This is a genomic window from Bradyrhizobium sp. CCH5-F6 (genome assembly GCF_001556045.1).
In the GTDB taxonomy this organism is placed as follows: Bacteria; Pseudomonadota; Alphaproteobacteria; order Rhizobiales; family Xanthobacteraceae; genus Bradyrhizobium.
Genome location: NZ_LSIC01000145.1, coordinates 28,885 through 54,827, shown reverse-complemented (window position 1 = coordinate 54,827; position 25,943 = coordinate 28,885). Strand labels below are relative to the sequence as shown.

The window sequence follows — 25,943 nt, the reverse complement described above, 5'->3', positions numbered from 1 at the left end:
TGAGAGCTCAGCCCTTCATCAGATTGACGTCCTCAACCGCGATCGAGCCGCGGTTGCGGAAATAGACCACCAGGATGGCGAGACCGATCGCGGCTTCAGCGGCCGCAACCGTCAGCACCAGCAGCGCGAAGACCTGGCCGACGATGTCGCCGAGGAAGGTCGAGAACGCGACGAGGTTGATGTTGACCGAGAGCAGGATCAGCTCGATCGACATCAGGATGACGATGATGTTCTTGCGGTTCAGGAAGATGCCGAGAATCCCGAGCGTGAACAGGATCGCGCCGACCGCCAGATAATGTCCGAGCCCGATCGTCATTTCACCCACTCCGCCGCGTCGGCATCCGAGAGCCCCTGCCCCGGCGCCACCTTGCGCATCGCCATCGCCATCTCGGGCGTGCGCGCGTTCTGAACGTTGATGTCCTGCCGCTTCACGCTCGCCTTGTGGCGCAGCGTCAGCACGATGGCGCCGATCATGGCGACCAGGAGCACCATGCCGGAGAGCTGGAAGTAGTGGATGTACTTCGTATAGAGCACGAGGCCGAGCGCCTCGGTGTTGCTGACATTGGCCGGGATCGCCGCCGTGATCGTCTTGGAGACGCCGGGGTTGATGACCCAGAAGCCGACGGTGAGCAGCAGCTCGAACAGGAAGATGCCGCCGATCACGAGGCCGACCGGCAGGTATTCGATGAAGCCCTCGCGCAGCTCGAGGAAGTCGACGTCGAGCATCATGATCACGAACAGGAACAGCACCGCGACCGCGCCGACATAGACGACGATCAGCATCATGCCGAGGAATTCGGCGCCCATCAGCACGAACAGGCCGGAGGCGTTGACGAAGGCCAGGATCAGGTACAGCACGGAGTGCACGGGATTGCGTGAGACAATCACCATCACCGCCGAGGCGACGCAGACGCCGGCGAACAGATAGAAGAACAGCGCGGGAAGGATCATGCCCTCACCTCACCGGTACGGCGCGTCGAGCTCGATCGCTTTCGCGATCTCGCGTTCCCAGCGATCGCCGTTGGCGAGCAGCTTGGCCTTGTCATAGAACAGTTCCTCGCGGGTCTCGGTCGCGAACTCGAAGTTCGGGCCTTCGACGATGGCGTCCACAGGACAGGCCTCCTGGCAGAGGCCGCAATAGATGCACTTCACCATGTCGATGTCGTAGCGCACCGTGCGGCGGGTGCCGTCGTTGCGGCGCGGGCCGGCCTCGATGGTGATGGCCTGCGCCGGGCAGACGGCCTCGCACAGCTTGCAGGCGATGCAGCGTTCCTCGCCGTTCGGATAGCGGCGCAGCGCGTGCTCTCCGCGGAAGCGCGGCGAGATCGGGCCCTTCTCGAACGGATAGTTCAGCGTCGGCTTCGGCTGGAAGAAATAGCGCATGGCGAGGAAGAACGCCGAGACGAATTCCGACAGCAGAAGCGAGCGTGCAGTGGCGTTGATGTTGATACCCATGACGGCCCTCACTTCGGCGCGATGCCGGCGAAATGCAGCACGCCGGCCACCACGATCACCATCGCCAGCGACAGCGGCAGGAACACCTTCCAGCCGAGGCGCATCAGTTGATCGTAGCGGTAGCGGGGCACAATCGCCTTCGCCATCGCGAACAGGAAGAACATGAAGAACAGCTTCAGCGAGAACCAGATGATCCCCGGCACCCAGTTGAAGGGCGGCAGGTCCACCGGCGGCAGCCAGCCCCCGAGGAACAGGATCGTCGCCATCGCGCACATCGTGACGATCGCGACATACTCGCCGAGCATGAACAGCAGATACGGGGTCGAGCCGTATTCGACCATGAAGCCGGCCACGAGCTCGGATTCGGCTTCGACGAGGTCGAAGGGCGGACGGTTGGTCTCCGCCAGCGCCGAGACGTAGAATACCACGAACATCGGGAACAGCGGCCAGACGTACCAGTTCAGGATCGTGAGCTGCGGCAGACCGATCAGGCTGGCGAGGCCGCGCGTGTGCTGGGCCTCGACCACGGCCGTGAGGTTCAGCGTGCCGGCGCAGAGCAGCACCGTGATGATGACGAAGCCGATCGAGACCTCGTAGGACACCATCTGCGCCGCCGAACGCAGCGCGGCCAGGAACGGATATTTCGAGTTTGACGACCAGCCGGCCATGATGATGCCGTAGATCGACAGCGACGAGATCGCGAAGATGAAGAGGATGCCGACATTGATGTCGGCGATCACCCAGCCGAGATTGGTCGGGATCACCGCCCAGGCGGCAAGCGCGAGCACACACGACACCAGCGGCGCCAGCAGGAACACGCCCTTGTTGGCGCCGGCCGGAATGATCGGCTCCTTCAGCACGAACTTCAAAAGGTCCGCGAAGGATTGCAGCAGGCCCCACGGGCCGACCACGTTCGGACCGCGACGGATCTGCACCGCCGCCCAGATCTTGCGGTCGGCGAGCAGGATGTAGGCGATCGCGACCAGGAGGACGACGAGCACCAGGACGCTCTGCGCGACCATGATGATCAGCGGCCAGAGGAACCCGGTCCAGAATGCGCTTTCGAAGAATTCCATCAGATCACGCTCACTCCGCTGCGGTCAGCATGTGCCCGGAGGCGAGGCGCGAGCATTCCGCCATCACGGCAGACGCACGCGCGATTGGGTTGGTCAGGTAGAAGTCCTCGATCAGAGGCTTGAACGGGGCCTTCTCCGGCGCGCCGCCCTTCCCTGCGAGCTTCCTGATCTGGTCGGCGGTGCCGGCCTCGATCTGGTCGAGACGCATCAGATGCGGCACGGCCTTGAAGATCGCTTGGCGCAGAGCCGCAAGCGAGTCGTAGCCGAGCTTCTTGCCCAGCGATTCCGACAGCGCGCGGATGATCGCCCAGTCTTCGCGGGCTTCGCCCGGCGGGAACGCGGCGCGGCCGGTCATCTGCACGCGGCCCTCGGTGTTGACGTAAATCGCGGACTTCTCGGTGTAGGCGGCTGCCGGCAGGATGACGTCGGCGCGGTGCGCGCCGCGGTCGCCATGGGTGCCGATATAGACCACGAAGGTGCCGTCCGGCGCCTTGATTTCGTCGGCCCCGAGCAGGAACAGGAGGTCCAGCGTGCCGAACGTGGTCATCTGCGCGGCGTTGAGCCCGCCCGCCGTGGCGGAGAAGCCGACGTCGAGCGCACCGACGCGCGAGGCGGTCTCGTGCAGCACGCCAAAACCGTTCCAGCCTTCCTTCACCGCGCCGACGTCGAGCGCGAGCTTGGCTGCGACCGCCAGAACCGCCGCGCCGTCGTGACGCGAGGCGGCGCCCCCGCCGACCAGGATGATCGGGTGCTTGGCGTTCTTCAGCACGTCCATGAAGGAGTGCTTGCCGGCCGCGAGCTCGCCGAGCGTGTCGGTGCCCGCGCCGAGATGGTCGTAATCGTAGGTGAGATCGGCCTTGGCGCCGATCACGCCGACCTTGAAGTCGCCGGCGCGCCAGCGCTTGCGGATGCGGGCGTTGAACACGGCCGCTTCCTTGCGCGGATTGGCGCCGATGATGAGCAGCGCGTCGGCCTGCTCGATGCCGGCGAGCGTCGGATTGAAGATGTAGGAGCCGCGGCCGAGCGCCGGATCGAAGGCATCGCCGCCCTGCACCGCCAGATTGGCAGAGCCAAACTTGGCCAGCAGATCCTTCAGCGCGAACATCTCCTCGACGCCGGCGAGATCGCCGGCGATCGCGCCGATGCGCTTGCCGTCGGTGCGCGCGGCCTTGGAAGCGATGGCAGCGAAGGCCTCGGGCCAGCTCGCCGCGCGCAGCTTGCCGGCTTCGCGGATATAGGGACGGTCGAGGCGCTGGGTGCGCAGGCCGTCGACGATGTGGCGGGTCTTGTCGGAGATCCACTCCTCGTTCACGGCCTCATTGATGCGCGGCAGGATACGCATCACCTCGCGGCCGCGGGTGTCGACGCGGATGGCCGATCCCAGGCCGTCCATCACGTCGATCGACTGGGTCTTGCCGAGCTCCCAGGGGCGCGCAGCGAAGGCATAGGGCTTCGAGGTCAGCGCGCCGACCGGGCAGATGTCGACGAGGTTGCCCTGCAATTCCGACGTCAGCGCATGCTCGAGATAGGTCGTGATCTCCATGTCCTCGCCGCGGCCGGTGGCGCCCATCTCGGGCGCGCCGGCGACTTCCGCCGAGAAGCGGACGCAGCGCGTGCACTGGATGCAGCGGTTCATCGAGGTCTTGACCAGCGCGCCGAGATATTTGTCCTCGACCGCGCGCTTGTTCTCGGCGAAGCGGCTGGTGTCGACACCATAGCCCATCGCCTGGTCCTGCAGGTCGCACTCGCCGCCCTGGTCGCAGATCGGGCAATCCAGCGGATGGTTGATGAGAAGGAATTCCATCACGCCTTCGCGTGCCTTCTTCACCATCGGCGAACGGGTCGATATCTCCGGAGGCTCACCCTTCGGGCCCGGACGGCAGTCGCGCACGCCCCATGCGCAGCTCGCGACCGGCTTCGGGCCGCCCTTCACCTCGACGAGGCACATCCGGCAATTGCCGGCGATCGACAGCCGCTCATGATAGCAGAAGCGCGGGATCTCGGCGCCGGCCGCTTCGCACGCCTGAAGCAGCGTGTACTCGGCGGGGACATCGATCTCTTTGCCGTCGATGATGAGCTTGGTCATGTCTCTTACTCCGCCGCGACCATGTTCACGGGATCGCGGACGCCGATATCGTCGATGTCGGCCTTATGCGAATACTGGTCGATGCGCGCTTCGATCTCGTGACGGAAATGCGTGATCAGGCCCTGGATCGGCCATGCGGCTGCGTCGCCGAGCGCGCAGATGGTGTGGCCTTCGACCTGCTTCGTCACCTCGAGCAGCATGTCAATCTCGCGCTTGTGGGCGCGGCCTTCGGCCATGCGAGTGAGTACGCGCCACATCCAGCCGGTGCCCTCGCGGCAGGGCGTGCACTGGCCGCAGCTCTCATGCTTGTAGAAATAGGAGATGCGGGCAATCGCGCGGATCAGGTCGGTGGACTTGTCCATCACGATCACGGCGGCGGTGCCGAGGCCCGAGCGCAGCTTGCTCAAAGAGTCGAAATCCATCGGCGTGTCGATGATCTGCTCGGCCGGCACCATGCGCACCGACGAGCCGCCGGGGATCACGGCCTTGAGATTGTCCCAGCCGCCGCGAATGCCGCCGCAATGCTTCTCGACCAGTTCCCGGAACGGGATGCCCATGGCCTCTTCGACGTTGCAGGGACGCTCGACATGGCCGGAGATGCAGAACAGCTTGGTGCCGACATTGTTCGGACGGCCGATGCCGGCGAACCAGGCTGCGCCGCGGCGCAGGATGTCCGGCGCGACCGCGATGGACTCGACATTGTTGACGGTGGTCGGACAGCCGAACAAGCCGACATTGGCCGGGAACGGCGGCTTCAAACGCGGCTGGCCCTTCTTGCCTTCCAGGCTTTCGAGCAGCGCGGTCTCCTCGCCGCAGATATAGGCGCCGGCGCCGTGGGCGACGTAGATGTCGAACGGCCAGCCATTGACGTTGTCCTTGCCGACCAGCTTGGCGTCATAGGCCTGATCGATCGCGGCCTGGAGATGCTCGCGCTCGCGAATGAACTCGCCGCGGACGTAGATGTAGCAGGTGTGCGCGTTCATCGCGCAGCTAGCGATCAGGCAGCCCTCGATCAACAGATGCGGATCGTGCCGCATGATCTCGCGATCCTTGCAGGTCCCGGGCTCGGACTCGTCGGCGTTGACGACGAGGTAGCTCGGCCGGCCGTCGGTCGATTCCTTCGGCATGAAGGACCATTTCAGGCCGGTCGGGAAGCCGGCGCCGCCACGGCCGCGCAGGCCCGAGGCCTTCATCTCGTTGATGATCCAGTCGCGGCCCTTGTCGATGATGTTCTTGGTACCGTCCCAGGCGCCGCGGCGCCGCGCACCCTCGAGCCCCCAATCGTGGAGGCCGTAGAGGTTCTTGAAGATGCGGTCCTTGTCCTCGAGCATGTCAGTGCTTTCCGATCAACGAATGGACTGCTTGTAGGCAAGTCCGGCGGCGCAGGCAGCGAAGAACAGCGCCCAGAGCAGACTGGTCTCCTGAGACGCGTTCATGAAGAAACGCTGCAGCAGGAACATGAAGGTAGCCGCGACCGCGGCGTGCATGGCGACGAAGCCCCATTTCTTCACGGCCGCGGTCCCTCCGTTTGCGATGAGATCACGCATCATGTGACCTCCTTCAGCGTGGTCGGCCCGGTGATCGGCGCCGAGAACTGGCGGCCGTTCTGCGGGCCCGGCTTGGGCGGATTGCCCGAAGCGAAACCGTCGAGCACCTTGCCAAAGCTCTCCTTGGTCAGGTCCTCATAGGTATCCTTGCCGATCATGACCATCGGCGCGTTCACGCAGGCGCCCAGGCACTCCACCTCTTCCCAGCTGAAATTGCCGTCCTTGGAGAGATGGAAAGGCTCGTGATGGATGCGGTGCTCGCAGACGTGGATCAGATCCTCGGCGCCGCGCAGCCGGCACGGCGTGGTGCCGCAGACCTGGACGTGGGCCTTCTTGCCGACGGGGGCGAGCTGGAACATCGTGTAGAAGGTCGCGACTTCCAGCACACGGATATAGGGCATGTCGAGCATGTCGGCGATGACGCGGATCGCGGCTTCCGAGACCCAGCCGTCGTTCTGCTCCTGCGCCCGCCAGAGAATGGCGATGACGGCGGACGCCTGGCGGCCGGCCGGATATTTCGCGATCTGCTGACGCGCGAATGCGAGGTTCTCGTCCGTGAACGCAAAGCTCGCGGGCTGGACTTCCTTCGGTGCTAATCGGCGAACGGACATCTCTTCAATCTCTCACTGCATGCGGCGCACGGGCTTCGCACTCAAGTTCTTGGCATTCATGGCTTCGATCCTGTCCTGCCAGAATGCGCTCGCGGTGCCGAAAACGTTGTAGCCGACGTGGGTCGAGACCTTGATGCGGTCGAGGATCGACAGCTCGGTCACGGTTTCCATCCGATTGCTGCGCGGATCGAACACGATCAGCTTCAGCGGGGTCTGTTCGAGGATGTAGCGCGAGACGGCATGAGAGCGGTCGCTGCCGTGCTCCTCGCACATGATGACGCTGTCGGCCTGGAGCAGCCGCGCGCCGCCCTTGATCGCCTCGATCTCGACGCCCTCGACGTCGAGCTTGATCAGATATTTGCCGGTGCCGGCGATCTTGCCGTCGTCGATGAGGTTGTCGAGCGCGATCACGGGCACTTCTTCGCCTCCCGCCGACGGATCGCCGGCGATGCTGAAGGCCTCGTGCTTGGTGCCCGAGAGCCGCGCGGTGCCGCGGGCCGCGCCGATGGCGCATTTCATGGTCTCGAAGCGATTGCCGTTGACGCGCGCATTGTTGGCGAGCTTCGGATAGTTCTGCCCCGACGGCTCGATCGCGATCGCCTTGTGCGCGCCGAACGGCTTGCTCGACACCAGCACCGACCAGTAGCCGTAGTTGGCCCCGCAATCGAGCAGCGTGTAGTCGACATCGATGGAGTCGGCGAACAGCAGCTCGAGCTCGTCCTCGTAATTGTAGGAGCGGTTGAGCAGCTTGCTCCAGTAACCGTCGCCGTAAGGGAATTCGAACACGGCGTCGGGATTGAGCCTGATCGCGATATTGCGCTCCGGCAGCGTCTTGCGCAGCAGATTGGCGCAGGCGATGTAGCCCATGTGCGAGAAGTGCGAGGAGATCTTCGATCCCGTCACCAGCGCCAAGGCAGCCGTCCGCTCCCACAGGTTGGCCCCTTCAAGGGCCCCCGAGGCGCGGTCGAACTGGATTGGCGCCTGCTGGCCCATCACCTATCGACCTCTCCGAACACGATGTCGAGCGAGCCGAGGATCGCCGAGACGTCGGCGAGCAGATGGCCGCGGCAGATGTGATCCATGGCCTGCAAATGCGCAAAGCCCGGCGCGCGGATCTTGCACTTGTAGGGCTTGTTGGTGCCGTCGGCGACGAGATAGACACCGAACTCGCCCTTGGGCGCCTCGACCGCGACATAGACCTCGCCGGCCGGTACGTGGACGCCTTCGGTGTAGAGCTTGAAGTGGTGGATCAGCGCTTCCATCGAGCGCTTCATCTCGCCACGCCGCGGCGGCGCGACCTTGTTGTCCTCGACGACGACGGGACCCTTGCCCTCAGGCGCGTTCAGCTTCTGGATGCACTGCTTCATGATGCGCACCGACTGGCGCATCTCTTCCATGCGGATCAAGTAGCGGTCGTAGCAGTCGCCGTTCTTGCCGATCGGAATGTCGAAATCCATCTCGGCGTAGCACTCGTAAGGCTGCGACTTGCGCAGGTCCCAGGCCGCGCCCGAGCCGCGCACCATCACGCCGGAGAAGCCCCACTCCCAGGCCTCCTTCAGCGACACCACGCCGATGTCGACGTTGCGTTGCTTGAAGATGCGGTTGGCGGTGAGCAGGCGGTCGAGGTCGTCGACCACTTTGAGGAACGGATCGCACCAAGCCTCGATGTCGTCGACCAGCTTCTGCGGCAGGTCCTGATGCACGCCGCCGATGCGGAAGAAAGCAGCGTGCATGCGGCTGCCCGAGGCGCGCTCGTAGAACACCATCAGCTTCTCGCGCTCCTCGAAGCCCCACAGCGGCGGGGTCAGCGCGCCGACGTCCATCGCCTGCGTGGTGACGTTGAGCAGATGCGACAGGATGCGGCCGATCTCGCAATAGAGCACGCGGATCAGCTGGCCGCGGCGCGGCACCTCGATGCCGAGCAGCTTCTCGGCCGCGAGGCAGAAGGCGTGCTCCTGGTTCATCGGCGCGACGTAGTCGAGCCGGTCGAAATACGGGATCGCCTGGAGATAGGTCTTCTGCTCGATCAGCTTTTCGGTGCCGCGATGAAGCAGGCCGATATGGGGATCGACGCGGGCCACGATCTCACCGTCCAGCTCCAGCACGAGGCGCAGAACACCGTGCGCCGCAGGATGCTGCGGACCGAAGTTGATGGTAAAGTTGCGAAGCTGTTCGGGTTGCTCGTTCATGATCAGACCTTCGGCCCTGCTTTTTCATCGCCCGGAAGGACCGGATAGTCGGCCCCCTCCCACGGCGACAAAAAGTCGAACTTGCGGAATTCCTGGTTGAGCCGCACCGGCTCGTACACCACCCGCTTCTCCTGGTCGTCGTAGCGGACCTCGACGAAGCCGGTGGTCGGAAAGTCCTTGCGCAGCGGATGGCCCTCGAAGCCGTAGTCGGTGAGGATGCGGCGCATGTCGGGATGGCCGACGAAGAACACGCCGTAGAGGTCGTAAGCCTCGCGCTCGAACCAGTCGGCACCGGGGAATACGTCGATGAGCGAGGGCACCTGCGTGGTCTCGTCAGCCTGGGCCCTCAGGCGGATTCGCGCGTTCAGGGTCGGCGACAGGAAATGGTAGATCACGTCGAAGCGCTTGTCGCGATCGGGATAGTCCACCGCCGTGATGTCAGTGATGTTGACGAAACGGCAGTTTGGGTCATCTCGGAGGTACTTGACCACCTCAACGATCTTGCCGGCCTCGACATCCACGGTGAGCTGGTTGAAGGCGACGGCATGACCGGTCGCGGCGCCCGGAAGCGCGCTAACGATCGTCTGCCCCAGGGCGTCGAGCTTGGCGTCGTCCATGACGTAAAACCTTAGCGTTCGATGGTGCCGGTGCGGCGGATCTTCTTCTGCAGCAGCAGCACGCCGTAGAGCAGCGCTTCCGCGGTGGGCGGGCAGCCCGGCACGTAGATGTCGATCGGCACGATGCGGTCGCAGCCGCGCACGACCGAATAGGAATAGTGATAATAGCCGCCGCCATTGGCGCAGGAGCCCATCGAGATGACGTAGCGCGGCTCCGGCATCTGGTCGTAGACCTTGCGCAAGGCCGGCGCCATCTTGTTGGTCAGCGTACCGGCGACGATCATCACGTCGGACTGGCGCGGCGAGGCGCGCGGCGCGAAGCCGAAGCGCTCGACGTCGTAGCGCGGCATCGACACCTGCATCATCTCGACGGCGCAGCAGGCGAGACCGAAGGTCATCCACATCAGGGAGCCGGTGCGCGCCCAGGTGATGAGGTCGTCGGTCGCGGCCACGAAGAAGCCCTTGTCGGACAGCTCGGAATTGACCTCGAGAAAGAACGGATCATTGGCCCCGACGGGCTTGCCCGTCGACGGATCCAGGATGCCCTTCGGGGCCGGCGCCACGACCGGACCCGCGGACGATGCAGGGGTCAATCCCATTCGAGTGCTCCCTTCTTCCATTCATAGGCGAACCCGACCGTCAGCACGGCGAGGAACACCAGCATGGACCAGAAGCCGGTCGCGCCAAGCTTTCCGAACGCCACCGCCCAGGGGAACAGGAACGCCACCTCGAGGTCGAAGATGATGAAGAGGATGGCGACCAGATAGAAGCGGACGTCGAACTTCATGCGGGCGTCGTCGAAGGCGTTGAAACCGCACTCGTACGCCGACAGCTTTTCCGGGTCGGGCTGCTGAAACGCCACGATGAAGGGCGCGATCAACAGCACGAGGCCGATGAGGCCGGCCACCCCAATAAAGACGACGAGTGGAAGATAGTTCTGAAGAATGCCGCTCATTGACGAGCCCTTTTTCCCGCAGCCTCGGGACAGCCACGGATTCGTCCGATTTGGAATTATTCTGAGCCTTAGCGCAGTGCACCAATGGGCGCAAGACACGCTCTTTTTAGGCCCTTTGCCGCTCCCAGAACGGTCGAAATCCCGGAATCACCCCGCGGCTGGTATGGAGCAGATCGCCTGCCCCAGCAAGGGCGGTCACGGTTTTGCAGGTCGGCAGTTCTGAGATTGCGGCGCTGGGGCCGCGGCAGCTATTTGCCGAGCGCTGACCAAGCTAAATGTTCGGTTTCTTGGTGCGGTAGCGCACGCTGAACCCCGGCAATGACCGCCACAGGGCGCTCTCCCTCCTTCCAGCGGCATACGCCGACCACGATCAGGGCTTGCAGCGAAGGAAAGCCATCCACAGCTGCCAGCGATCGGAAGAGCCATGCGTCACGACGAGGCCGGGTCTCTCCTGGCGAATGCGTCGGCAGGCGCGCTATCCCGGCCCGGCCGCGAGCGCGGCGGCGGCGACCTGGTCGGTCGCTCGCGCCGCGCTCGGATGAGCTTCGGGCTGGGGGGCATAGCCCGCAGGCTCATCGATCTCCTGACGGAAGATCGGCAATCGGACGGCCGGGCGGAGCAGAAGGACGATCGCGATCAGCCGGTCTCGGAGCCTGCCGCCACGACATCCTGCCCTCGCCTCACCTCACCATTTGTAGGAGACGCTGGCGGTCACACGCCGGCGGTCGCCGTAGAAGCAGGAGGAGGCTGACGCGCAGCTTGCGACGTAGATCTTGTCGGTCACGTTGATCACGTTCAGCGCCGTCCGCCAATTCTGCCATTCGTAATGGAGCGCGAGATCGCCGAGCACGACCGCGGGAACCTCGAGCGTATTGGCTGTGTCCGCCCAGGACGAGCCGATGTAGCGCACACCGCCGCCGAAGCCGAACCCTGCGAGCGGCCCGTCCCTGAAGGTGTAGTCGGCCCAGCCCGACACCAGGAGTTCGGGCGTGTTGGTTGGCGTCTTGCCGACGAGGGTCGGATCGAGATCCTTGCTCACAAAGAGGTTATAGGACGTGAAGGAGCCGATGAACTTCAGCTCCTTGGTGGCATTGGCCACCGCTTCGAGCTCGATGCCGCGCGAGGTCACCTCGCCGGTCTGATTTTGCAGAACCGGAACGCTGCCCGGCAATGTGGTCGCGACGTTCTGACGGACCAGATCGAAAGCCGAGACGGTGAAATAGCCGTCGAAGCCTCTCGGCGCGACCTTCACGCCGATTTCGGCCTGCTTGCCCGTCTCCGGCAGGAACAGCTGGTTCTGGGCGTTGAGGCCGATGATCGGATTGTAGCTCGTCGAATAGGAGACGTAGGGCGCGATGCCATTGTCGAAATTATAGATCAGCCCCGCGCGGCCGCTGAACTTGCTGTCCTCTCGGCTGCCAACCAAGGCGCCGGTGTCGCGGGCTTCCTGCGTCGTCTCGACCCAGTCATTGCGGCCGCTCAGCACCAGCGTGAAGTTGCCGAGCTTCATCTGGTCCTGAAGGTAAGTGCCGGCCTGCTTCTGCGTGATCAGGAAGTTCCGGAACGGAGCGCTCGGTAGCGCAACCTCGGACGCCCCGTAGGCCGGATTGAAGACGTTGATCGAGGAGACGCCGAACCCGAAGGCTTGGTAATCGTCGATCTGATGGCCTTTCAGGTCGACCCCGAACAGCATCGTGTGCCTGACCGGGCCTGTGTCGAACCGATACTCGAGCTGGTTGTCGAGATTGGCCTGGTTGGCGGTGTTCTTCGCGTACCAATTGTAGCGATTGAGAGTGGCCGTGTTGATGTTGGCCCAATCGTTGCCGACATAGCCGCGATAGGTGATGTCGACATGCGCAAAGCGCGCATTCTGACGGAACGTCAGATCGTCGGTGAGGTTGCGCGAAAACTGGTAGCCGAGCATCTCCTGCTCGCGCGTGAACTTGTCGACGCTGGGATCGCCGACGAAGAAGCTGGTCGGAATCTTGCCGAACGGCGCGTTGGTCACCGTGCCCTGGTAAGGCAGGAAGTTGATGCCGCGGGTGTCCTGCTTCGAGGCCGAGGCCAGCACCGTCAAGGTCGTGTCGGCATCCGGCTTCCAGGTAACCGAGGGCGCGATGAAGTAGTTGTTGTCGGGCGTGAAGTCGACCTGCGTGCCGCCGTTCTGCACCTGGCCGACGACGCGGGCGAACAGCTTGCCGTTCTCGGGGCTCGTCGCGACCGGTCCGCCGAAATCGAAGCTGACATAGGCATTGCCGAAATTGTTGACGCCGGTCTCAATGTAGCGGATGGGCTCGGCAGGCGGCATCTTGCTGATGACGTTGACGATGCCGCTCGGGCTCGATCCGCCATACAGCACGGCAGACGGACCGCGCAGCACCTCGACGCGCTCCATGTTGGGCGTCTGCAGCTTCCAGCTCGCATAGGAGGTGTAGAACAGCTGCATGCCGTCGAGGAAAAGCCCGATGTCCTCGGACTTGAAGCCGCGGATCAGCCACCAGTCGTTGCGGGTGTCCGTGCCGAACGTTCCGGCCCGCACGCCGGCGGTGTAGCGCAGGACCTCGTCGAGCTTGTTCGGCTTCTGGTCGCGGATCTGCTCGGCACCGATCACCGACACAGACTGCGGCGTCTCCATGATGGGCGTGTTGGTCTTGGTGCCCGACGAGCTGCGGCCGGCGACGTAGCCGTTCACCGGACCGCGCGGCGTCTCGACGAAGCCGACATTGCGCTGCGGCTGCGGCCGGTTCCTGCTGGCGGCCTGCTCGGCGGACCGGGGCGCGCGGCGCTGAGGAGCCGCCGCGGCCCGGCGGCGCACTTCCGGTGCCGTGACCGTCACCGACGGAATGTTCTGAGCGCCACCTTGCGCGGAGGATTGTGCAAGCGATGCCTGAGGCATCAAGACCCAAGCGGATGCGGTCGCCAACACGGCCGACCGCAGCATTCCAAGACTGTTCAACGCGCCACCCCGAAGCTGCATGTTCGATGCGCGATGCCGCCTGTCCCGAAACGGCATGCGCTTTCGATGACGCTTATGTGAGGGTGCGCGATTTCCCTAATTGAAAGCTTCTTAGAAAGGCTCTTAGAAATCCTGCAATGTTCCCGCGCGATGCAGCGAGATCAACGTCCCGCAGCGGCGTGCGGATTTCCGGATTTTTGAATCTGCTCACGCGACAGGGGATCGGCGAACGCGCGGCCCGTCGTGACCGCGACGGCCGCCGCGACGTGCTGCTTGTCCAGGTCGGCCGCCCGACCCGGCTGACGTCGGCGAGGGAACTTAGGCAGCCGCTTCAGCCCCCCGGACGAAACCCGCCAAACGAGGAGATGAAACCATTTTGCGGAACCCGCGAAACCATCCGGAAACAGATGGTCCTTAAGACAAGGCCCATAGACGGCGGCCAAGCCCGTCGGGAGGCTCAGATGAACCACTCAATTCACTCTGCTGATCGAGCGACCCACCTCAAGATCGTGGTGGTGGCGCTGGTGGCCGGCATCGCGGTGGCCGGCTTCGGGATCGCAGCCCGTACCAATGCCGATTACAGCCAGACGGCTCAGTCCACCCCCGTGATCAAGGCCGGAAAGCCGGTGGCCGTGACCAGTGCGGGCACCTCGGCGATCCGCTGACACGTCCCCTCCGGGCTGACCAATGGCCGCCTCCGGGCGGCCGTTTTGTTTTCCAGCGCAATACTTAAGCCTAGGCACCTGGGGAAAGCGCAACGTCCTTGACTTCACCATGTCCCCCCTTTAAGTCCCCCCTCGTTCCGCGCGCGTTCAGCGAACCACGCGGGAGTAGCTCAGTTGGTTAGAGCGCCGGCCTGTCACGCCGGAGGTCGCGGGTTCGAGCCCCGTCTCTCGCGCCATTTTGGCAATCCCTTCATAGTCTTAGCCCAAACTTCTCGCCGCCTTTCGCGACTTTACGGGCCGCTGCCTGCGTCCGGCCGGCTGCTACCGTAGTCAGCCTGCGCCCGAATCGTCTACGCCTGAAAAGGACTTAGAGGGATCCCCGCGCATTCTCGGCCTTTCCAGGGACTCCCCGTCATTGGGCAAACCGAGGAGGCCAGTCATGGCTAAGAAGGAAGCGGCGAAGAAGGCCGCCGCCCCCGCCACCATCACGCTGAAGCACCTCGCCGCGGACATCGCCGAGCGCCAGAACCTGTCGAAAAAGCACGCCGAAGCCGTCTTGACCGACATGGTCGACCTGATCACCAAGCACCTCAAGAAGGGCGACCGTGTCCGCATCGTGGGCCTCGGCATCCTCCAGGTCCGCAAGCGCGCCGCCCGCACCGGCCGCAATCCCGGCACTGGCGAAGCGATCCACATCAAGGCCAGCAGGAAGGTCGCGTTCCGCCCGGTGAAGGAACTGAAGGAGGCGATCTAGCAGTTACGATCTGTTAAGCCAGATCCGAGCTCGTTCCGGCCGCATCACCGCCCGCTTTTCTGATATACCGCGTTCTTCCCTCAAGTTCGGCGGTTCGACCAGAATGTCCTCCCTCACCTTTTCGCACACCGTAACCGAGCGCTTCCTGCGCTACGTCACGATCGACACCCAGTCCGATCCGGAATCCCCCAGCTCGCCCTCGACCGAAAAGCAGAAGGATCTCGGCCGCGTGCTCGCCGCCGAATTGAAGGCCATGGGCGTCGCTGACGCCCATCTCGACGATTACGGCTATGTCTATGGCACCATCCCGGCCAACACCGACAAGAAGGTGCCGGTGATCTGCTTCTGCTCGCACATGGACACCTCGCCGGACGTCACCGGCAAGGACGTCAAGCCGCAAATGGTGAAGAACTATCGCGGCGGCGACATCGTGCTGCCCGGCGACACCAGCCAGGTGATCCGCTTTGCCGAGCACCCCGCGCTGAAGAACCAGATCGGCAACGACATCATCACCACCGACGGCACCACGCTGCTGGGGGCCGACAACAAGGCCGGTGTGGCCGAGATCATGGATGCCGCGCATTTCTTCCTGAACAATCCCGACGTTAAGCACGGCACGATCAAGATCCTGTTCACGCCCGACGAGGAAATCGGCCGCGGCGTCGACAATGTCGACCTGAAGAAGCTGGGCGCCGATTTCGCTTACACCATGGACGGCGAGAGCGCCGGCTGCGTCGAGGACGAGACCTTCTCGGCCGACGGAGCCACCATCACCATCCACGGCGTCAGTGCCCATCCCGGCTACGCCAAGGGCAAGATGGAGCACGCGATCAAGATCGCCGCCGCCATCGTCGAGCGGCTGCCGAAGGAAGGCTGCTCGCCGGAGACGACCTCGGGCAAGCAGGGCTTCCTGCATCCGATCGGCATCGAGGGCGCGCTGGAACAGGCGACGCTCTCCTTCATCGTCCGCGACTTCACCGAGGAGGGGCTGAAGGAGAAGGAGGTCCTGCTCGAGGGCGTCGTCAAGGACGTGATGAAGGACTATCCGCGCTCGACCTACAAATTCGAGGTCAAGGAGCAGTACCGCAACATGAAGCAGGTGATCGATCGTCACCCGCACGTCCTCGAATACGCCATCGAGGCGATCCGCCGCGCCGGCCTGCGCCCGATGCGCACCGCGATCCGCGGCGGTACCGACGGCTCGCGCCTGTCCTTCATGGGCCTGCCCTGCCCCAACATCTTTGCCGGCGAGCACGCGTTTCATTCGCGGCTCGAATGGGTCAGCCGGCAGGACATGGAAAAGGCGGTAGAGACCATCGTCCATCTCGCGATGATCTGGGAGGAACGGGCCTAGCGCCTCCCCACCGTCGTCGATCGAAATGGCCGGGCTCACGCCCGGCCATTTGCGTTGAGACTACGGCACCGGCATCGCGCGCGGAGTACGATGGAAGCGGTTTGAACTCGCCATCCAGTTCGGCAACGGTTCGCCATCGCGGTGTCGCCCGCCGGCGACCGCGGCGGCCCAGGCGACGGCGGCACCGATGAGGGTTGCAGCCGCAACCGAGAACGCCACGATGATCGAGTTGCGTCGCGCACGGTTGATGGCCGTCTTGGACTCCGCGATCAGCGCATCGACCCGTTTTTCGGAATCGGCCGCCGCAAGACCCGTGAGCGCGGCCACCTGCTGCACGAGATAGGCCCTGTCGTCGGTGGTGACGCCGCTGTGGCTGGACGACGTCATCAGGATGCGTCCCGCTTCGGCGCGCGGTTCGCGAAGGTCCGGGTTGGGCGGACGCCGCGGCGCGCGGAACAGCTTGTCGAGCTCATAGCTCAGCAGGGGCTCGGCCGCGGACGTGTTGCTGGCCGAGCTGCGCAACGGCGAACGGTCAACCGCCGATGCGCCGAGAAGCGCGAGCAGAGCTGCGCCGGTCAGCACCGCCAGCGCCCAGGCGGTCAGCCCGTGAAGCCCGTCCCGCCGCTCGCCGTCGTCCTCGATCGTCACCAGTGCAGGTGCCGGCCGCGTCGTCCGTCCGGCGATGTAACCGCCGAAGCCGAAGCTGATGACCGCCTGGATGATCAGATACAGTCCGGAAAGCAGCGCCAGTGCAGACGAGGCATCGCGCCAGGTCGGTGAGGCCGAGCTGACACCAAGGCCGACGGCAACACCGAAGCCAAGCAGGATGAACGACATCGCGCCCGCGGCAAGCGCACCTGCGAACACCGAACTCCACTGGATGCTTCGGGGAGCATCACCGTCCAGCCCGCCTTCAATGATCTCTTCGCGCATCAGAGTCTCGATCGTCATCGCGGCGCTCTCAGCGCAGGCCGAAGAACGACAGGATCGCCATGATGACGACGATCAAGCCAATCAGATAAATCAGTCCGTCCATTGTCCGTCCTCCTCGGTTTCGTCTTGTCGCTAATCGCGAGGCATGATGAACGTTCCTAATTTGCGTGATCGTCGGGAACGAACGGGGGAGATGCGGGTTACCTGCTCAAGTCCCAAGGATAGAGAGTGTGAGCACGAAGGCCTCAGCCGGTCAGCCCGGCTGGGGCCTTTCGCGTTGCGAGCGGCTTTGCCTCCGTGCCCTATCGTAACGAGGCCCGCACGGCTGCCATCAAAACCATGACCTCAGATCGGCGCGTCGTGACCCACCAGTAAGAGGCGACGCACTGCGGCAATTGTTCCGGTGACGTAACAATGTTGCGGGTCGACACTGTTCCCGCCCCCATGCTAGGCCGGGCACAGACCGCAACCAGAGTGACGTCGTGCTAGCAAACCGCCAGCCCTCAGGAACCTGCCGCTCACGCGACTGGCGCGGGCTGCTGTCCGTGCTGCTCGCGGCCGTCTATTTGCTCGCAAGCACGCTGCACGGTTCGCACGACATAGACGTCACCACGCCGGGCGGCGGCTCGGAGATAGCTTCGGTGCTCGATGCCCCCGCAGGGCACAGCGACCACAAGAGCATCGGCAGCCATCACTGCCATGGCTGCTTCTCGCTGGCAGTAACGCAGCCGGCGCCGTTGACCGCATTGGTCGCGCTTGCCTCCGCGGCGAGCCCGCAACAGGCGCTCCGGCTCGCCGGTATTGTCCTGGATACCGACTCCCCGCCTCCAAAACAGATTGCCTGAACGGATTGGTCGGGCGTCCGGCGCCCATTGAGTTCATCGTTCACAGGTCGGTTTCATGTTTTGCAGGAGAATGGCCGCGCGCCTTGCGTGCGCGGCGGCGTGTCTGATTGCCGGCGTGGTGCTGGCTCCGTCGCAGGCCCAGACCTTGACGATGCGGAGCGCGTTGTCCCGCGCGCTGGCTGCGAGCCCGCGGCTGACGGCGGCGGAGCGCGACGTCGGCATCGCCACCGGTCAGCGCATCCAGGCCGGCGCCCTGCTCAATCCGGAACTGACCTACGAACAGGACGATTCCTTTGGCTCCGGCAAATATCGCGGAACGCGATCCGCCGAGACCACGCTCCAGATCAGCCAGGCCTTCGAGCTGTTCGGCAAGCGCGATGCCCGGATCGCCGCGGGGCAGGCCGGCATCGAGGTCGCCGCGATCCAGCGCAGCGCCGTCAGGCTGGAGGTGCTGTCGGAGACAGCAATCGCCTTCCTCAGCGTGCTCGGCGCGCAGCGGCGCATCCAGATCCTCGACGAGCAGATCGCCGCGATCGACCGCCTGACGCCGCTCCTGCGCCGCCGGGTCGAGGCGGGCGCCTCCTCTCCGGCCGAGACCGGCCGCGCCGAGGTCGCCTCCGCCCTGGTCAAGGCCGACCGCGAGCGCCTCAAGGCGACGCTGGCCAGCGCCCGGCGCGAGCTCGCGGTGCTCATGGGCGACCCTGCCATGAAATTCGGCGATGTCTCCGGCCGGCTCGACACGACCGGACGACCGCCCTCGTTCCAGGCCGTCGTCGCCGCCATCGACGCCAATCCGCAACTGGTGCGCTGGACCGCCGTCTTTGCCCAGCGCAATGCCGAGCTGCTGCTGGCGCGGCTCAGGCCTTATCCCGACGTGCGGATCGCCGCCGGCTGGCGTCATTACAACGAAACCAGCGACGATGCCGTACGCTTCACCCTCTCGGTGCCCATCCCCGTGTTCGACCGGAACCAGGGCAACATCCTTTCGGCGCAGGAAAGCCTCGCCAAAACCAAGGCCGAGCGTGAGGCCAACCGCAACGCGCTGATCGTGATCGCAGGCCGCGCTTACGACTCGGTGCAAGGCTCGCTGCGCGAGCTCGCGGTCTTGCGCGAGACCGCGATCCCCAAGGCCGTTGAAGCGTCGGAGGCGATCTCGCAAGGCTACGGCCAGGGCCGGTTCACCCTGCTCGAGGTGCTCGACGCCCAGGCCAGCGTCACCCAGGCGCGACTGCGGGAGCAGGAGGCGCTGCAGACTTTCCATGCGGGCGTGGCCATCATCGAGGGCCTCGTCGGCAATCCCTTTGCGCTGGCCCGGGAGAGCACGCGATGAAGACGTCGTCGACCATCGTCGTGGCTATTATCGCGGCCGCACTCGGCGCTTACGGTTATTCCCTGCTCGCACCTGGCAAGCTCGCGCACACCGAGCATGCCGAGCATAGTGAGCATTCCGAACACAAGAAGCCAAACGACCGCGTCGAGCAGGACGAGCACGGCGCCGACCGCATCCGCATCTCCGACGTCAAGCTCGCGGCCGCAGGCGTCACGCTGGCCGAAGCCGCGGGCGCCACGCTGACCGACACCCTCGCTTTCAACGGCATCCTGCGCGCCAACCAGGAGGCCGTGGTGCAGGTGACCCCGCGCTTTCCGGGCGTGGTCAGATCCATCCTGAAGCGCATCGGCGACAAGGTCGCCAAGGACGATCTGCTCGCCACCATCGAAAGCAACCAGAGCCTCACCGTCTACGAGCTCAAGGCGCCGTTCGCCGGCACCATCATCGAGCGGCAGATCTCGCTCGGCGAATATGCCTCCGAGCAGAAGCCGGCCTTCGTCGTCGCCGACCTCTCCACCATCTGGGTCGATCTGTCGATCTACCGGCAGGACTTGAGGCGCGTCCGCCTCAACGACGAGGTGCTGATCGATCCCGACGACGGCCGCGGCGAGATCAAGGGCAAGATCTCCTACATGGCGCCGATCGGCTCGAGCGAGACCCAGACCGCGCTGGCGCGCGTGGTGCTGCCCAACACCGATGGCCGCCTGCGTCCCGGTCTGTTCGTCACGGCGCGGCTGATCCTCGCCGCGCGCAACGTCGCGGTCGCCGTGCGCCGCAGCGCGATCCAGACGCTGGAGAACAGGACCATCGTGTTCGTCCGCGAGGACGGCGACAAGATCGAGGCGCGCCCGGTCGAACTCGGCGATTCCGATCCGAGGTTCGTCGAAATCAAGGCTGGGCTCGCCGCCGGCGAGCATTATGTCGCCGAGAACAGCTTTGTCGTGAAGGCGGAGATGGGCAAGGGCGAGGCCGAGCATGATTGAGCGCCTCATCGCCGCCTCGCTGCATCAGCGCTGGCTGGTCCTCCTGCTTGCGCTCGGCGCCGTCGCCTTCGGCGCCTGGAATTTCCAGCGCCTGCCGATCGACGCCGTGCCCGACATCACCAACGTCCAGGTCCAGATCAACACCCGCGCGCCCGGCTATTCGCCGCTCGAGACGGAGCAGCGCATCACCTTCCCGGTCGAGACCGCCATGAGCGGGCTGCCGCAGCTCGACTATACCCGCTCACTGTCGCGCTACGGCCTCAGCCAGGTGACCATCGTCTTCAAGGACGGCACTGACATCTATTTCGCCCGCCAGCTCGTGGGCGAACGCATCCAGCAGGTGAAGGACCAGCTTCCGGCCGGCGTCGAGGTCGCGATGGGTCCGGTCTCGACCGGGCTTGGCGAAATCTTCATGTACACCGTCGAGGCCAAGGCAGGTGCGAAGACGCAAGCCGGCCACGACTATTCGCTGACGGACTTGCGCACCGTGCAGGACTGGATCATCCGGCCGCAGCTTCGTAACGTGCCGGGGGTGATCGAGGTCAACACCATCGGCGGCTTCGAACGGCAATTCCACGTGCTGCCGGACCCCGGCAAGCTGATGGCCTACCGGCTCGGCTTTCGCGACGTCATGACGGCACTTGCCGCCAACAACGCCAATGTCGGTGCCGGCTATATCGAGCGCAATGGCGAGCAATATCTGGTGCGCTCGCCGGGGCAGGTCGGCAACATCGCCGAAATCCAGGACATCGTGATCGGCGCGCGCGGCGGCAATCCCGTCAGGATCAGGGACGTCGCGACCGTGACTGAAGGCCGCGATCTGCGCACGGGCGCTGCGACGTGGAACGGCGAGGAGACGGTGCTCGGCACCGCCATGCTGCTGATCGGCGAGAACAGCCGCACCGTGGCCCGCCGCGTCGCAGCCCGTCTCGAGGAGATCGCCAAATCGCTGCCCGAAGGCGTCGTGACGCGAACCGTCTACGACCGCACCCACCTGGTCGAAGCCACCATCCGCACGGTGCAGAACAACCTCCTGGAAGGCGCGGCGCTGGTCGTAGCCGTGCTGTTCCTGATCCTCGGAAACATCCGTGCCGCACTGGTCACGGCCTGCGTCATCCCCTTGTCCATGGCCATGACCATCACCGGCATGGTCGAGACCAAGGTCAGCGCCAACCTGATGAGCCTGGGCGCCATCGATTTCGGCATCATCGTCGACGGTGCCGTGATCATCGTCGAGAACTGCCTCCGTGTGCTGGCCGTGGCCCAGCGCGAAAAAGGCGGGCTGCTGACGACCTCCGAACGACTGGGCGCGATCCTGCGCGGGTCGAGCGAGGTCATCAAGCCGAGCCTGTTCGGAACGCTGATCATCGCGGTGGTTTACCTGCCGGTGCTGACGCTGACGGGGGTCGAAGGCAAGATGTTCACGCCGATGGCGCTGACGGTGCTGATGGCGCTCGGCGCGGCCGTGCTGTTCTCGATCACGTTCGTACCGGCGGCGGTCGCCATCTTCGTCACCGGCAAGGTGTCCGAGCACGAAAACCTGTTCATGCGTTTGGCGAAGCGCGGCTACCTCCCCCTGCTCCGCTTTGCGATCGACAACCGAGGCGCGGTCGCCATCATGGCTGTCGTCATCGTGGTTGCAAGCGGCATCGCCGCCGCGCGCATGGGCGGCGAGTTCATTCCGAGCCTCGACGAAGGCGACGTTGCGCTGGCCTCGATCCGAATTCCCGGCACCAGCCTCACCCAGTCGCTGGACCTGCAGAAGGCGCTGGAAAAGCGTGTCATGCAGATTCCCGAGGTGAAGGAATTCTTCACCCGCATCGGCACCGCGGAGATCGCCACCGACCCGATGTCGCCGGCGCAGACCGACGGCTACGTCATGCTCAAGCCGCGTGCGGAATGGCCCGACCCGGACAAGACGAAATCGGAGGTGATCGAGGCGATCGAGCATGCCGCCGACGACATTCCCGGCAGCGCCTATGAAATCTCCCAGCCGATCCAGTTCCGCGTCAACGAGCTGATCTCGGGGGTGCGCACCGACATCGGCGTCAAGATCTTCGGGGACGATCTCGACATCCTGCAAGGCGCCGCGAAGCAGGTGGAGGCCGCGATCCGCGGCATCCGCGGCGCCAGCGACGTCAAGATCGAGCAGGTCGCGGGCCTGCCGATCCTCACGGTGCGCCTGGACCGCCAGGCGCTCGCGCGTTATGGCCTGAGCGTCGCCGAGGTGCAGGGCATCGTCGAGATCGCGGTCGGCGGCAAGTCGGCCGGCAAGCTGTTCGAGGGCGACCGCCGCTTCGAGATCGTCGTGCGCCTGCCCGAGCATCTGCGCGGCAATCTGGAAGCGATCCGGGCCATCCCGATTCCACTGCCACCCGGCGAGGAAGCCGGCTCCGGCTCTGCCATTCGACCGGCCCTATCCGCCTATCCCCTCACCCAGATCCGCTATGTGCCGCTGTCGTCGGTCGCAACCGTCGATGCGACTCCAGGCCCCAACCAGATCAGCCGGGAGAACGGCAAGCGGCGCATCGTCGTCACCGCCAATGTCCGCGCGCGCGACCTCGGCTCCTTCGTGAGCGAGGCGGAAGCGGCCGTCGCCGAGAAGGTCAAGCTGCCGCCCGGCTACTTCATCGGCTGGGGCGGACAATTCGAGCAGTTGGTCTCCGCGACGAAGCGGCTGACGATCGTCGTCCCGGTGGCGCTGCTGCTGGTGTTCCTGCTGCTGTTCATGGGCATGGGATCGGCGGCGGATGCGGCGCTGGTGTTTTCCGGGGTGCCGCTGGCGCTGACCGGCGGTGTCGCGGCGCTGCTGCTGCGCGACATTCCCTTGTCGATCAGCGCCGGCGTCGGCTTCATCGCGCTATCGGGCGTGGCCGTGCTCAACGGCCTCGTCATCATCGCCTTCATCGAGCGTCTGCGCAGCGAAGGGCAATCCGTCGTGGACGCGGTCCGCGAAGGCGCGCTGACGCGGCTGCGGCCCGTGCTGATGACGGCCCTCGTCGCTTCCCTCGGCTTCGTGCCGATGGCGCTGGCCACCGGCGCCGGCGCCGAGGTGCAGCGGCCGCTTGCGACCGTGGTGATCGGAGGCATCATCTCCTCGACCATGCTGACGCTCTTGGTGCTGCCGGCGCTCTACGTGCTGTTCCGCCGTGACGAAGTCACCGAAGCGCCTACAATGGCGGCCGATTTGGCGGGTTCCGGGGAGCGCTAGGCTTGGGCAGTCACGATCACGGTCATCACCACCACGATCATGGCGACCATGCTCATGAGCATGGCCACGCCCACGCCCATGTCCATGTCCATGCGCCCGCCAGTTTCGGCAAGGCGTTCGCGATCGGGATTTCGCTCAACACCGCGCTGGTCGTGGCCGAGGCAATCTACGGCTATATCGGCAACTCCACCGCCCTGCTCGCGGACGCCGGTCACAATCTTTCCGACGTGCTCGGCTTGGTGGTGGCCTGGGGCGCCTCGATCGCAGCGCGCCGGGCCCCGAGCGGCCGCTTCACCTACGGCCTGCGCGCCTCCACGATTCTTGCGGCACTTGCGAACGCGGTGTTCCTGCTGGTCGCCACCGGCGCGATCGGCTGGGAGGCGATCCTGCGCCTGCAGCAGCCGGAGCCGGTCGCAGGGGTTACGGTGATGGTGGTCGCCGGCATCGGCATCCTCATCAACGGATTTACCGCCCTCCTGTTTGCGAGCGGACGCAAGGACGACATCAACATCGAAGGCGCCTACCTGCACATGGCGGCCGACGCCGCGGTCTCGCTCGGCGTCGTGGTCTCGGCGGCGCTGATCATCTGGACGGGCTGGCTCTGGCTCGATCCCATCACCAGCCTCGTCATCTGCGCCACCATCCTCTGGAGCACCACCAGCCTGCTGCGCGGCTCCATCGACATGTCGATGGCAGCGGCGCCCAAAGGCACCGACCTCGCCGCGATCAGGGCGTTCTTGCTCGCGCGTCCCGGCGTCTCGGGGATCCACGATCTCCACGTCTGGCCGATCTCGACCACCGAGACGGCGCTGACCTGCCACCTCGTCATACCCACAGGCGCAGGCGATGCGTTCCTGATGGAGACGGCGCAGCTGCTGAAGACATCCTTCCGCATCGGCCACGCCACGCTCCAGGTCGAGACGCATCCCGACAATGGCTGCGCGCTGGCACCGGATGATGTGGTGTAGGATAAACGAAATCCATCCACGTCGTCATTGCGAGCGCAGCGAAGCAATCCAGAATCCTTCCGCAGAAAGCCTCTGGATTGCTTCGTCGCCAGCGCCAAATTGCTTCGCAATTTTGTCGCGGGCTCCTCGCAATGACGGGCGTGGAGAGAACGCCGCGCCCTACCTCGCCTTCGCCGTCACGATCCAGATCGCACCCTGCAACTCGACGCTCTGCCCCTTCAGGAACGGCGCGAGCGTCTCGCGGATCGAGGCTTTGGCGGCTTCATATGTTTCCGGCGGATGGCCCTGCAGCGCGCGACTGGCGGGGCCGATCTGGAGCGAGCCTTCGACCGCGGCATCGAGCCCGCCGCCGATTGCGATATCCATCGGAAGGTTGTGCGACTCCATCGCCACGTCGGTGAAACCTGCGCCCTTCAGGATGCGCATCACGCGCTCCTCCGCGGCGAAAGCGAACGGACCCGGCTCCTCCGGCCCGACCGGCGGCATTTTCGGCACGTGCTTGTAGACCGCCATCAGCGGCGCCATCATCCACGGGTTCTCCTTCGGCTCGCGCCAGCAGGCGAAGGCAAGCCGCCCGGTCGGCTTCAGCGCACGGCGGAGGTTGGTGAAGGACGCAATGGGATCGGCGAAGAACATCACGCCGAAGCGGGAGGCCAGCAGATCAAAGCTCGCCGGCTCGAACGGATGCACGGTCGCATCCGCCAGCACGAAATCGAGCGGCAAGCCCTTCGGCGCAAACGCGCGCGCCTGCGACAGCATCGGCTCGGAGACATCGAGGCCGAGCGCGAAGCCATCAGGCGCCACCGCTTTTGCGAAGGCGACCGTCGTCGCACCGGACCCGCAACCGACATCGATCACACGCTCGCCCGGCTTCGGTTCTGCCCGATCAATCAAGACATCGGCGATCGGTCCGAGCAACGTCTCCTGAACAGCATGGCGATCGGCCCAGCGCTGCCCGCTCGGGCCGTTCCAATAGGCGATCTGGTCGGCGTTCTCTGCGTGTCCGGCGGGTTGTTGCATGCGGGGCTCCATCATCCCTTGCTCGTATCATAGAAGTCAGTTCGGTCGAAAAGCCGAGATCGACCACGCCAAGCACGAGCGAGAGCGTCATGAGGTCGCGACGGATTGCCGCGTCGTGCCTGGCGGCCGGTCAAAAACCGCCCCCAATCGAGACCGACTATCCAACCATGCTGAGGCGCTGCGTCATCCTGCCAGCACATTTCGGACCGTCACACCCCTCGGGGGCTAAAGACATTCCTCTGAACGTCCATCTGGTCTCGTTGACGTGAACGCTCGCAAGCACTGCTTGCGCCCGTTTAGGGCGGAAGAGCGATGTCGCGAAAAGCCAGATTCGCGGCCTGGTAGGCGCATGCGAGCAACACAGTTTCTGCGATTGTAGCCCCCCTGC

General features: G+C 64.9%; 24 protein-coding genes and 1 tRNA gene. 9 read left to right on the top strand and 16 right to left on the bottom strand.

Annotated features, from left to right (window positions below):
- Window positions 1-7: 7 nt before the first annotated feature.
- The 14 genes from nuoK to AX729_RS26015 form a co-directional block, all read right to left on the bottom strand.
- The gene (gene nuoK / locus AX729_RS26080) at window positions 8-316 is read right to left on the bottom strand and encodes an NADH-quinone oxidoreductase subunit NuoK (RefSeq protein WP_008547737.1); all 309 of its coding nucleotides are present in this window, start codon (window positions 314-316) and stop codon (window positions 8-10) included.
- Window positions 313-951 carry an NADH-quinone oxidoreductase subunit J gene (locus AX729_RS26075; RefSeq protein ID WP_061027048.1) on the bottom strand — a complete coding sequence of 213 codons (639 nt, stop codon included), beginning with the start codon at window positions 949-951 and terminating at the stop codon, window positions 313-315. The genes nuoK and AX729_RS26075 overlap by 4 nt, the downstream gene beginning before the upstream one ends.
- A gap of 9 nt (window positions 952-960) precedes the next feature.
- A complete protein-coding gene (gene nuoI / locus AX729_RS26070; RefSeq protein WP_026232873.1) occupies window positions 961-1,449 on the bottom strand; it encodes an NADH-quinone oxidoreductase subunit NuoI in 489 nt (162 codons plus the stop codon).
- Between the two features lie 14 nt (window positions 1,450-1,463).
- The gene (nuoH, locus tag AX729_RS26065; RefSeq protein ID WP_156457209.1) at window positions 1,464-2,531 is read right to left on the bottom strand and encodes an NADH-quinone oxidoreductase subunit NuoH; all 1,068 of its coding nucleotides are present in this window, start codon (window positions 2,529-2,531) and stop codon (window positions 1,464-1,466) included.
- Between the two features lie 10 nt (window positions 2,532-2,541).
- The gene (gene nuoG / locus AX729_RS26060; protein WP_061027044.1) at window positions 2,542-4,617 is read right to left on the bottom strand and encodes an NADH-quinone oxidoreductase subunit NuoG; all 2,076 of its coding nucleotides are present in this window, start codon (window positions 4,615-4,617) and stop codon (window positions 2,542-2,544) included.
- A gap of 5 nt (window positions 4,618-4,622) precedes the next feature.
- Window positions 4,623-5,948 carry an NADH-quinone oxidoreductase subunit NuoF gene (gene nuoF, locus AX729_RS26055; protein WP_061027042.1) on the bottom strand — a complete coding sequence of 442 codons (1,326 nt, stop codon included), beginning with the start codon at window positions 5,946-5,948 and terminating at the stop codon, window positions 4,623-4,625.
- Window positions 5,949-5,963: 15 nt separating this feature from the next.
- Window positions 5,964-6,164 (bottom strand): hypothetical protein, encoded by a 201-nt coding sequence (locus AX729_RS26050; protein WP_061027073.1) that lies wholly within the window; start codon window positions 6,162-6,164, stop codon window positions 5,964-5,966.
- On the bottom strand, window positions 6,164-6,775 hold the full coding sequence (nuoE, locus tag AX729_RS26045) for an NADH-quinone oxidoreductase subunit NuoE (protein ID WP_061027040.1): 612 nt from the start codon (window positions 6,773-6,775) through the stop codon (window positions 6,164-6,166). The genes AX729_RS26050 and nuoE overlap by 1 nt, the downstream gene beginning before the upstream one ends.
- Window positions 6,776-6,787: 12 nt before the next feature.
- A complete protein-coding gene (locus AX729_RS26040; protein WP_061027037.1) occupies window positions 6,788-7,768 on the bottom strand; it encodes an FkbM family methyltransferase in 981 nt (326 codons plus the stop codon).
- Window positions 7,768-8,964, bottom strand: a complete 1,197-nt coding sequence (locus tag AX729_RS26035; RefSeq protein ID WP_061027036.1) for an NADH-quinone oxidoreductase subunit D — start codon at window positions 8,962-8,964, stop codon at window positions 7,768-7,770. The genes AX729_RS26040 and AX729_RS26035 overlap by 1 nt, the downstream gene beginning before the upstream one ends.
- A gap of 2 nt (window positions 8,965-8,966) precedes the next feature.
- Window positions 8,967-9,581 carry an NADH-quinone oxidoreductase subunit C gene (locus AX729_RS26030; RefSeq protein ID WP_061027034.1) on the bottom strand — a complete coding sequence of 205 codons (615 nt, stop codon included), beginning with the start codon at window positions 9,579-9,581 and terminating at the stop codon, window positions 8,967-8,969.
- A gap of 11 nt (window positions 9,582-9,592) precedes the next feature.
- Entirely contained in the window at window positions 9,593-10,180 is a 588-nt protein-coding gene (locus AX729_RS26025) for a NuoB/complex I 20 kDa subunit family protein (protein WP_061027033.1), read from the bottom strand.
- Window positions 10,171-10,536, bottom strand: coding sequence for an NADH-quinone oxidoreductase subunit A (locus AX729_RS26020; protein WP_027550614.1), 366 nt, complete (start codon window positions 10,534-10,536; stop codon window positions 10,171-10,173). The genes AX729_RS26025 and AX729_RS26020 overlap by 10 nt, the downstream gene beginning before the upstream one ends.
- 685 nt (window positions 10,537-11,221) lie before the next feature.
- Entirely contained in the window at window positions 11,222-13,477 is a 2,256-nt protein-coding gene (locus AX729_RS26015) for a TonB-dependent siderophore receptor (protein ID WP_061027032.1), read from the bottom strand.
- 476 nt (window positions 13,478-13,953) lie between these two features.
- Here AX729_RS26015 and AX729_RS26010 point away from each other — a divergent pair, with 476 nt between their 5' ends.
- From AX729_RS26010 to pepT, 4 genes are all read left to right on the top strand, one after another.
- Window positions 13,954-14,157 carry a hypothetical protein gene (locus AX729_RS26010; protein ID WP_061027070.1) on the top strand — a complete coding sequence of 68 codons (204 nt, stop codon included), beginning with the start codon at window positions 13,954-13,956 and terminating at the stop codon, window positions 14,155-14,157.
- 159 nt (window positions 14,158-14,316) lie between these two features.
- Window positions 14,317-14,393, top strand: a tRNA-Asp gene (locus AX729_RS26005).
- 203 nt (window positions 14,394-14,596) lie between these two features.
- On the top strand, window positions 14,597-14,911 hold the full coding sequence (locus tag AX729_RS26000; protein ID WP_061027031.1) for an HU family DNA-binding protein: 315 nt from the start codon (window positions 14,597-14,599) through the stop codon (window positions 14,909-14,911).
- Window positions 14,912-15,014: 103 nt separating this feature from the next.
- Complete coding sequence (gene pepT / locus AX729_RS25995) at window positions 15,015-16,265, top strand: peptidase T (RefSeq protein WP_061027030.1); 1,251 nt, start codon at window positions 15,015-15,017, stop codon at window positions 16,263-16,265.
- A 60-nt stretch (window positions 16,266-16,325) separates the two neighbouring features.
- Here pepT and AX729_RS25990 read toward each other — a convergent pair whose 3' ends face one another.
- Window positions 16,326-17,216, bottom strand: coding sequence for a hypothetical protein (locus AX729_RS25990; RefSeq protein ID WP_061027029.1), 891 nt, complete (start codon window positions 17,214-17,216; stop codon window positions 16,326-16,328).
- 464 nt (window positions 17,217-17,680) lie between these two features.
- Between AX729_RS25990 and AX729_RS25985 the strand changes: the two genes are divergently transcribed.
- The 5 genes from AX729_RS25985 to AX729_RS25965 are packed head-to-tail and all read left to right on the top strand — an operon-like array spanning window position 17,681 to window position 24,535.
- Window positions 17,681-18,043, top strand: coding sequence for a hypothetical protein (locus AX729_RS25985; protein ID WP_061027028.1), 363 nt, complete (start codon window positions 17,681-17,683; stop codon window positions 18,041-18,043).
- 55 nt (window positions 18,044-18,098) lie between these two features.
- Window positions 18,099-19,373 (top strand): divalent metal ion exporter subunit IhpA, encoded by a 1,275-nt coding sequence (gene ihpA, locus AX729_RS25980; protein ID WP_061027027.1) that lies wholly within the window; start codon window positions 18,099-18,101, stop codon window positions 19,371-19,373.
- Complete coding sequence (gene ihpB, locus AX729_RS25975) at window positions 19,370-20,356, top strand: divalent metal ion exporter adaptor subunit IhpB (RefSeq protein ID WP_061027026.1); 987 nt, start codon at window positions 19,370-19,372, stop codon at window positions 20,354-20,356. Before ihpA ends, ihpB begins: the two co-directional genes overlap by 4 nt.
- A complete protein-coding gene (locus tag AX729_RS25970; protein ID WP_061027025.1) occupies window positions 20,349-23,567 on the top strand; it encodes an efflux RND transporter permease subunit in 3,219 nt (1,072 codons plus the stop codon). The genes ihpB and AX729_RS25970 overlap by 8 nt, the downstream gene beginning before the upstream one ends.
- Window positions 23,568-23,569: 2 nt before the next feature.
- A complete protein-coding gene (locus tag AX729_RS25965) occupies window positions 23,570-24,535 on the top strand; it encodes a cation diffusion facilitator family transporter (protein WP_061027024.1) in 966 nt (321 codons plus the stop codon).
- A 159-nt stretch (window positions 24,536-24,694) separates the two neighbouring features.
- Here the strand turns inward: AX729_RS25965 and AX729_RS25960 are convergent, their stop codons facing one another.
- Window positions 24,695-25,555, bottom strand: a complete 861-nt coding sequence (locus AX729_RS25960) for a class I SAM-dependent methyltransferase (protein ID WP_061027068.1) — start codon at window positions 25,553-25,555, stop codon at window positions 24,695-24,697.
- Window positions 25,556-25,943: the final 388 nt, after the last annotated feature.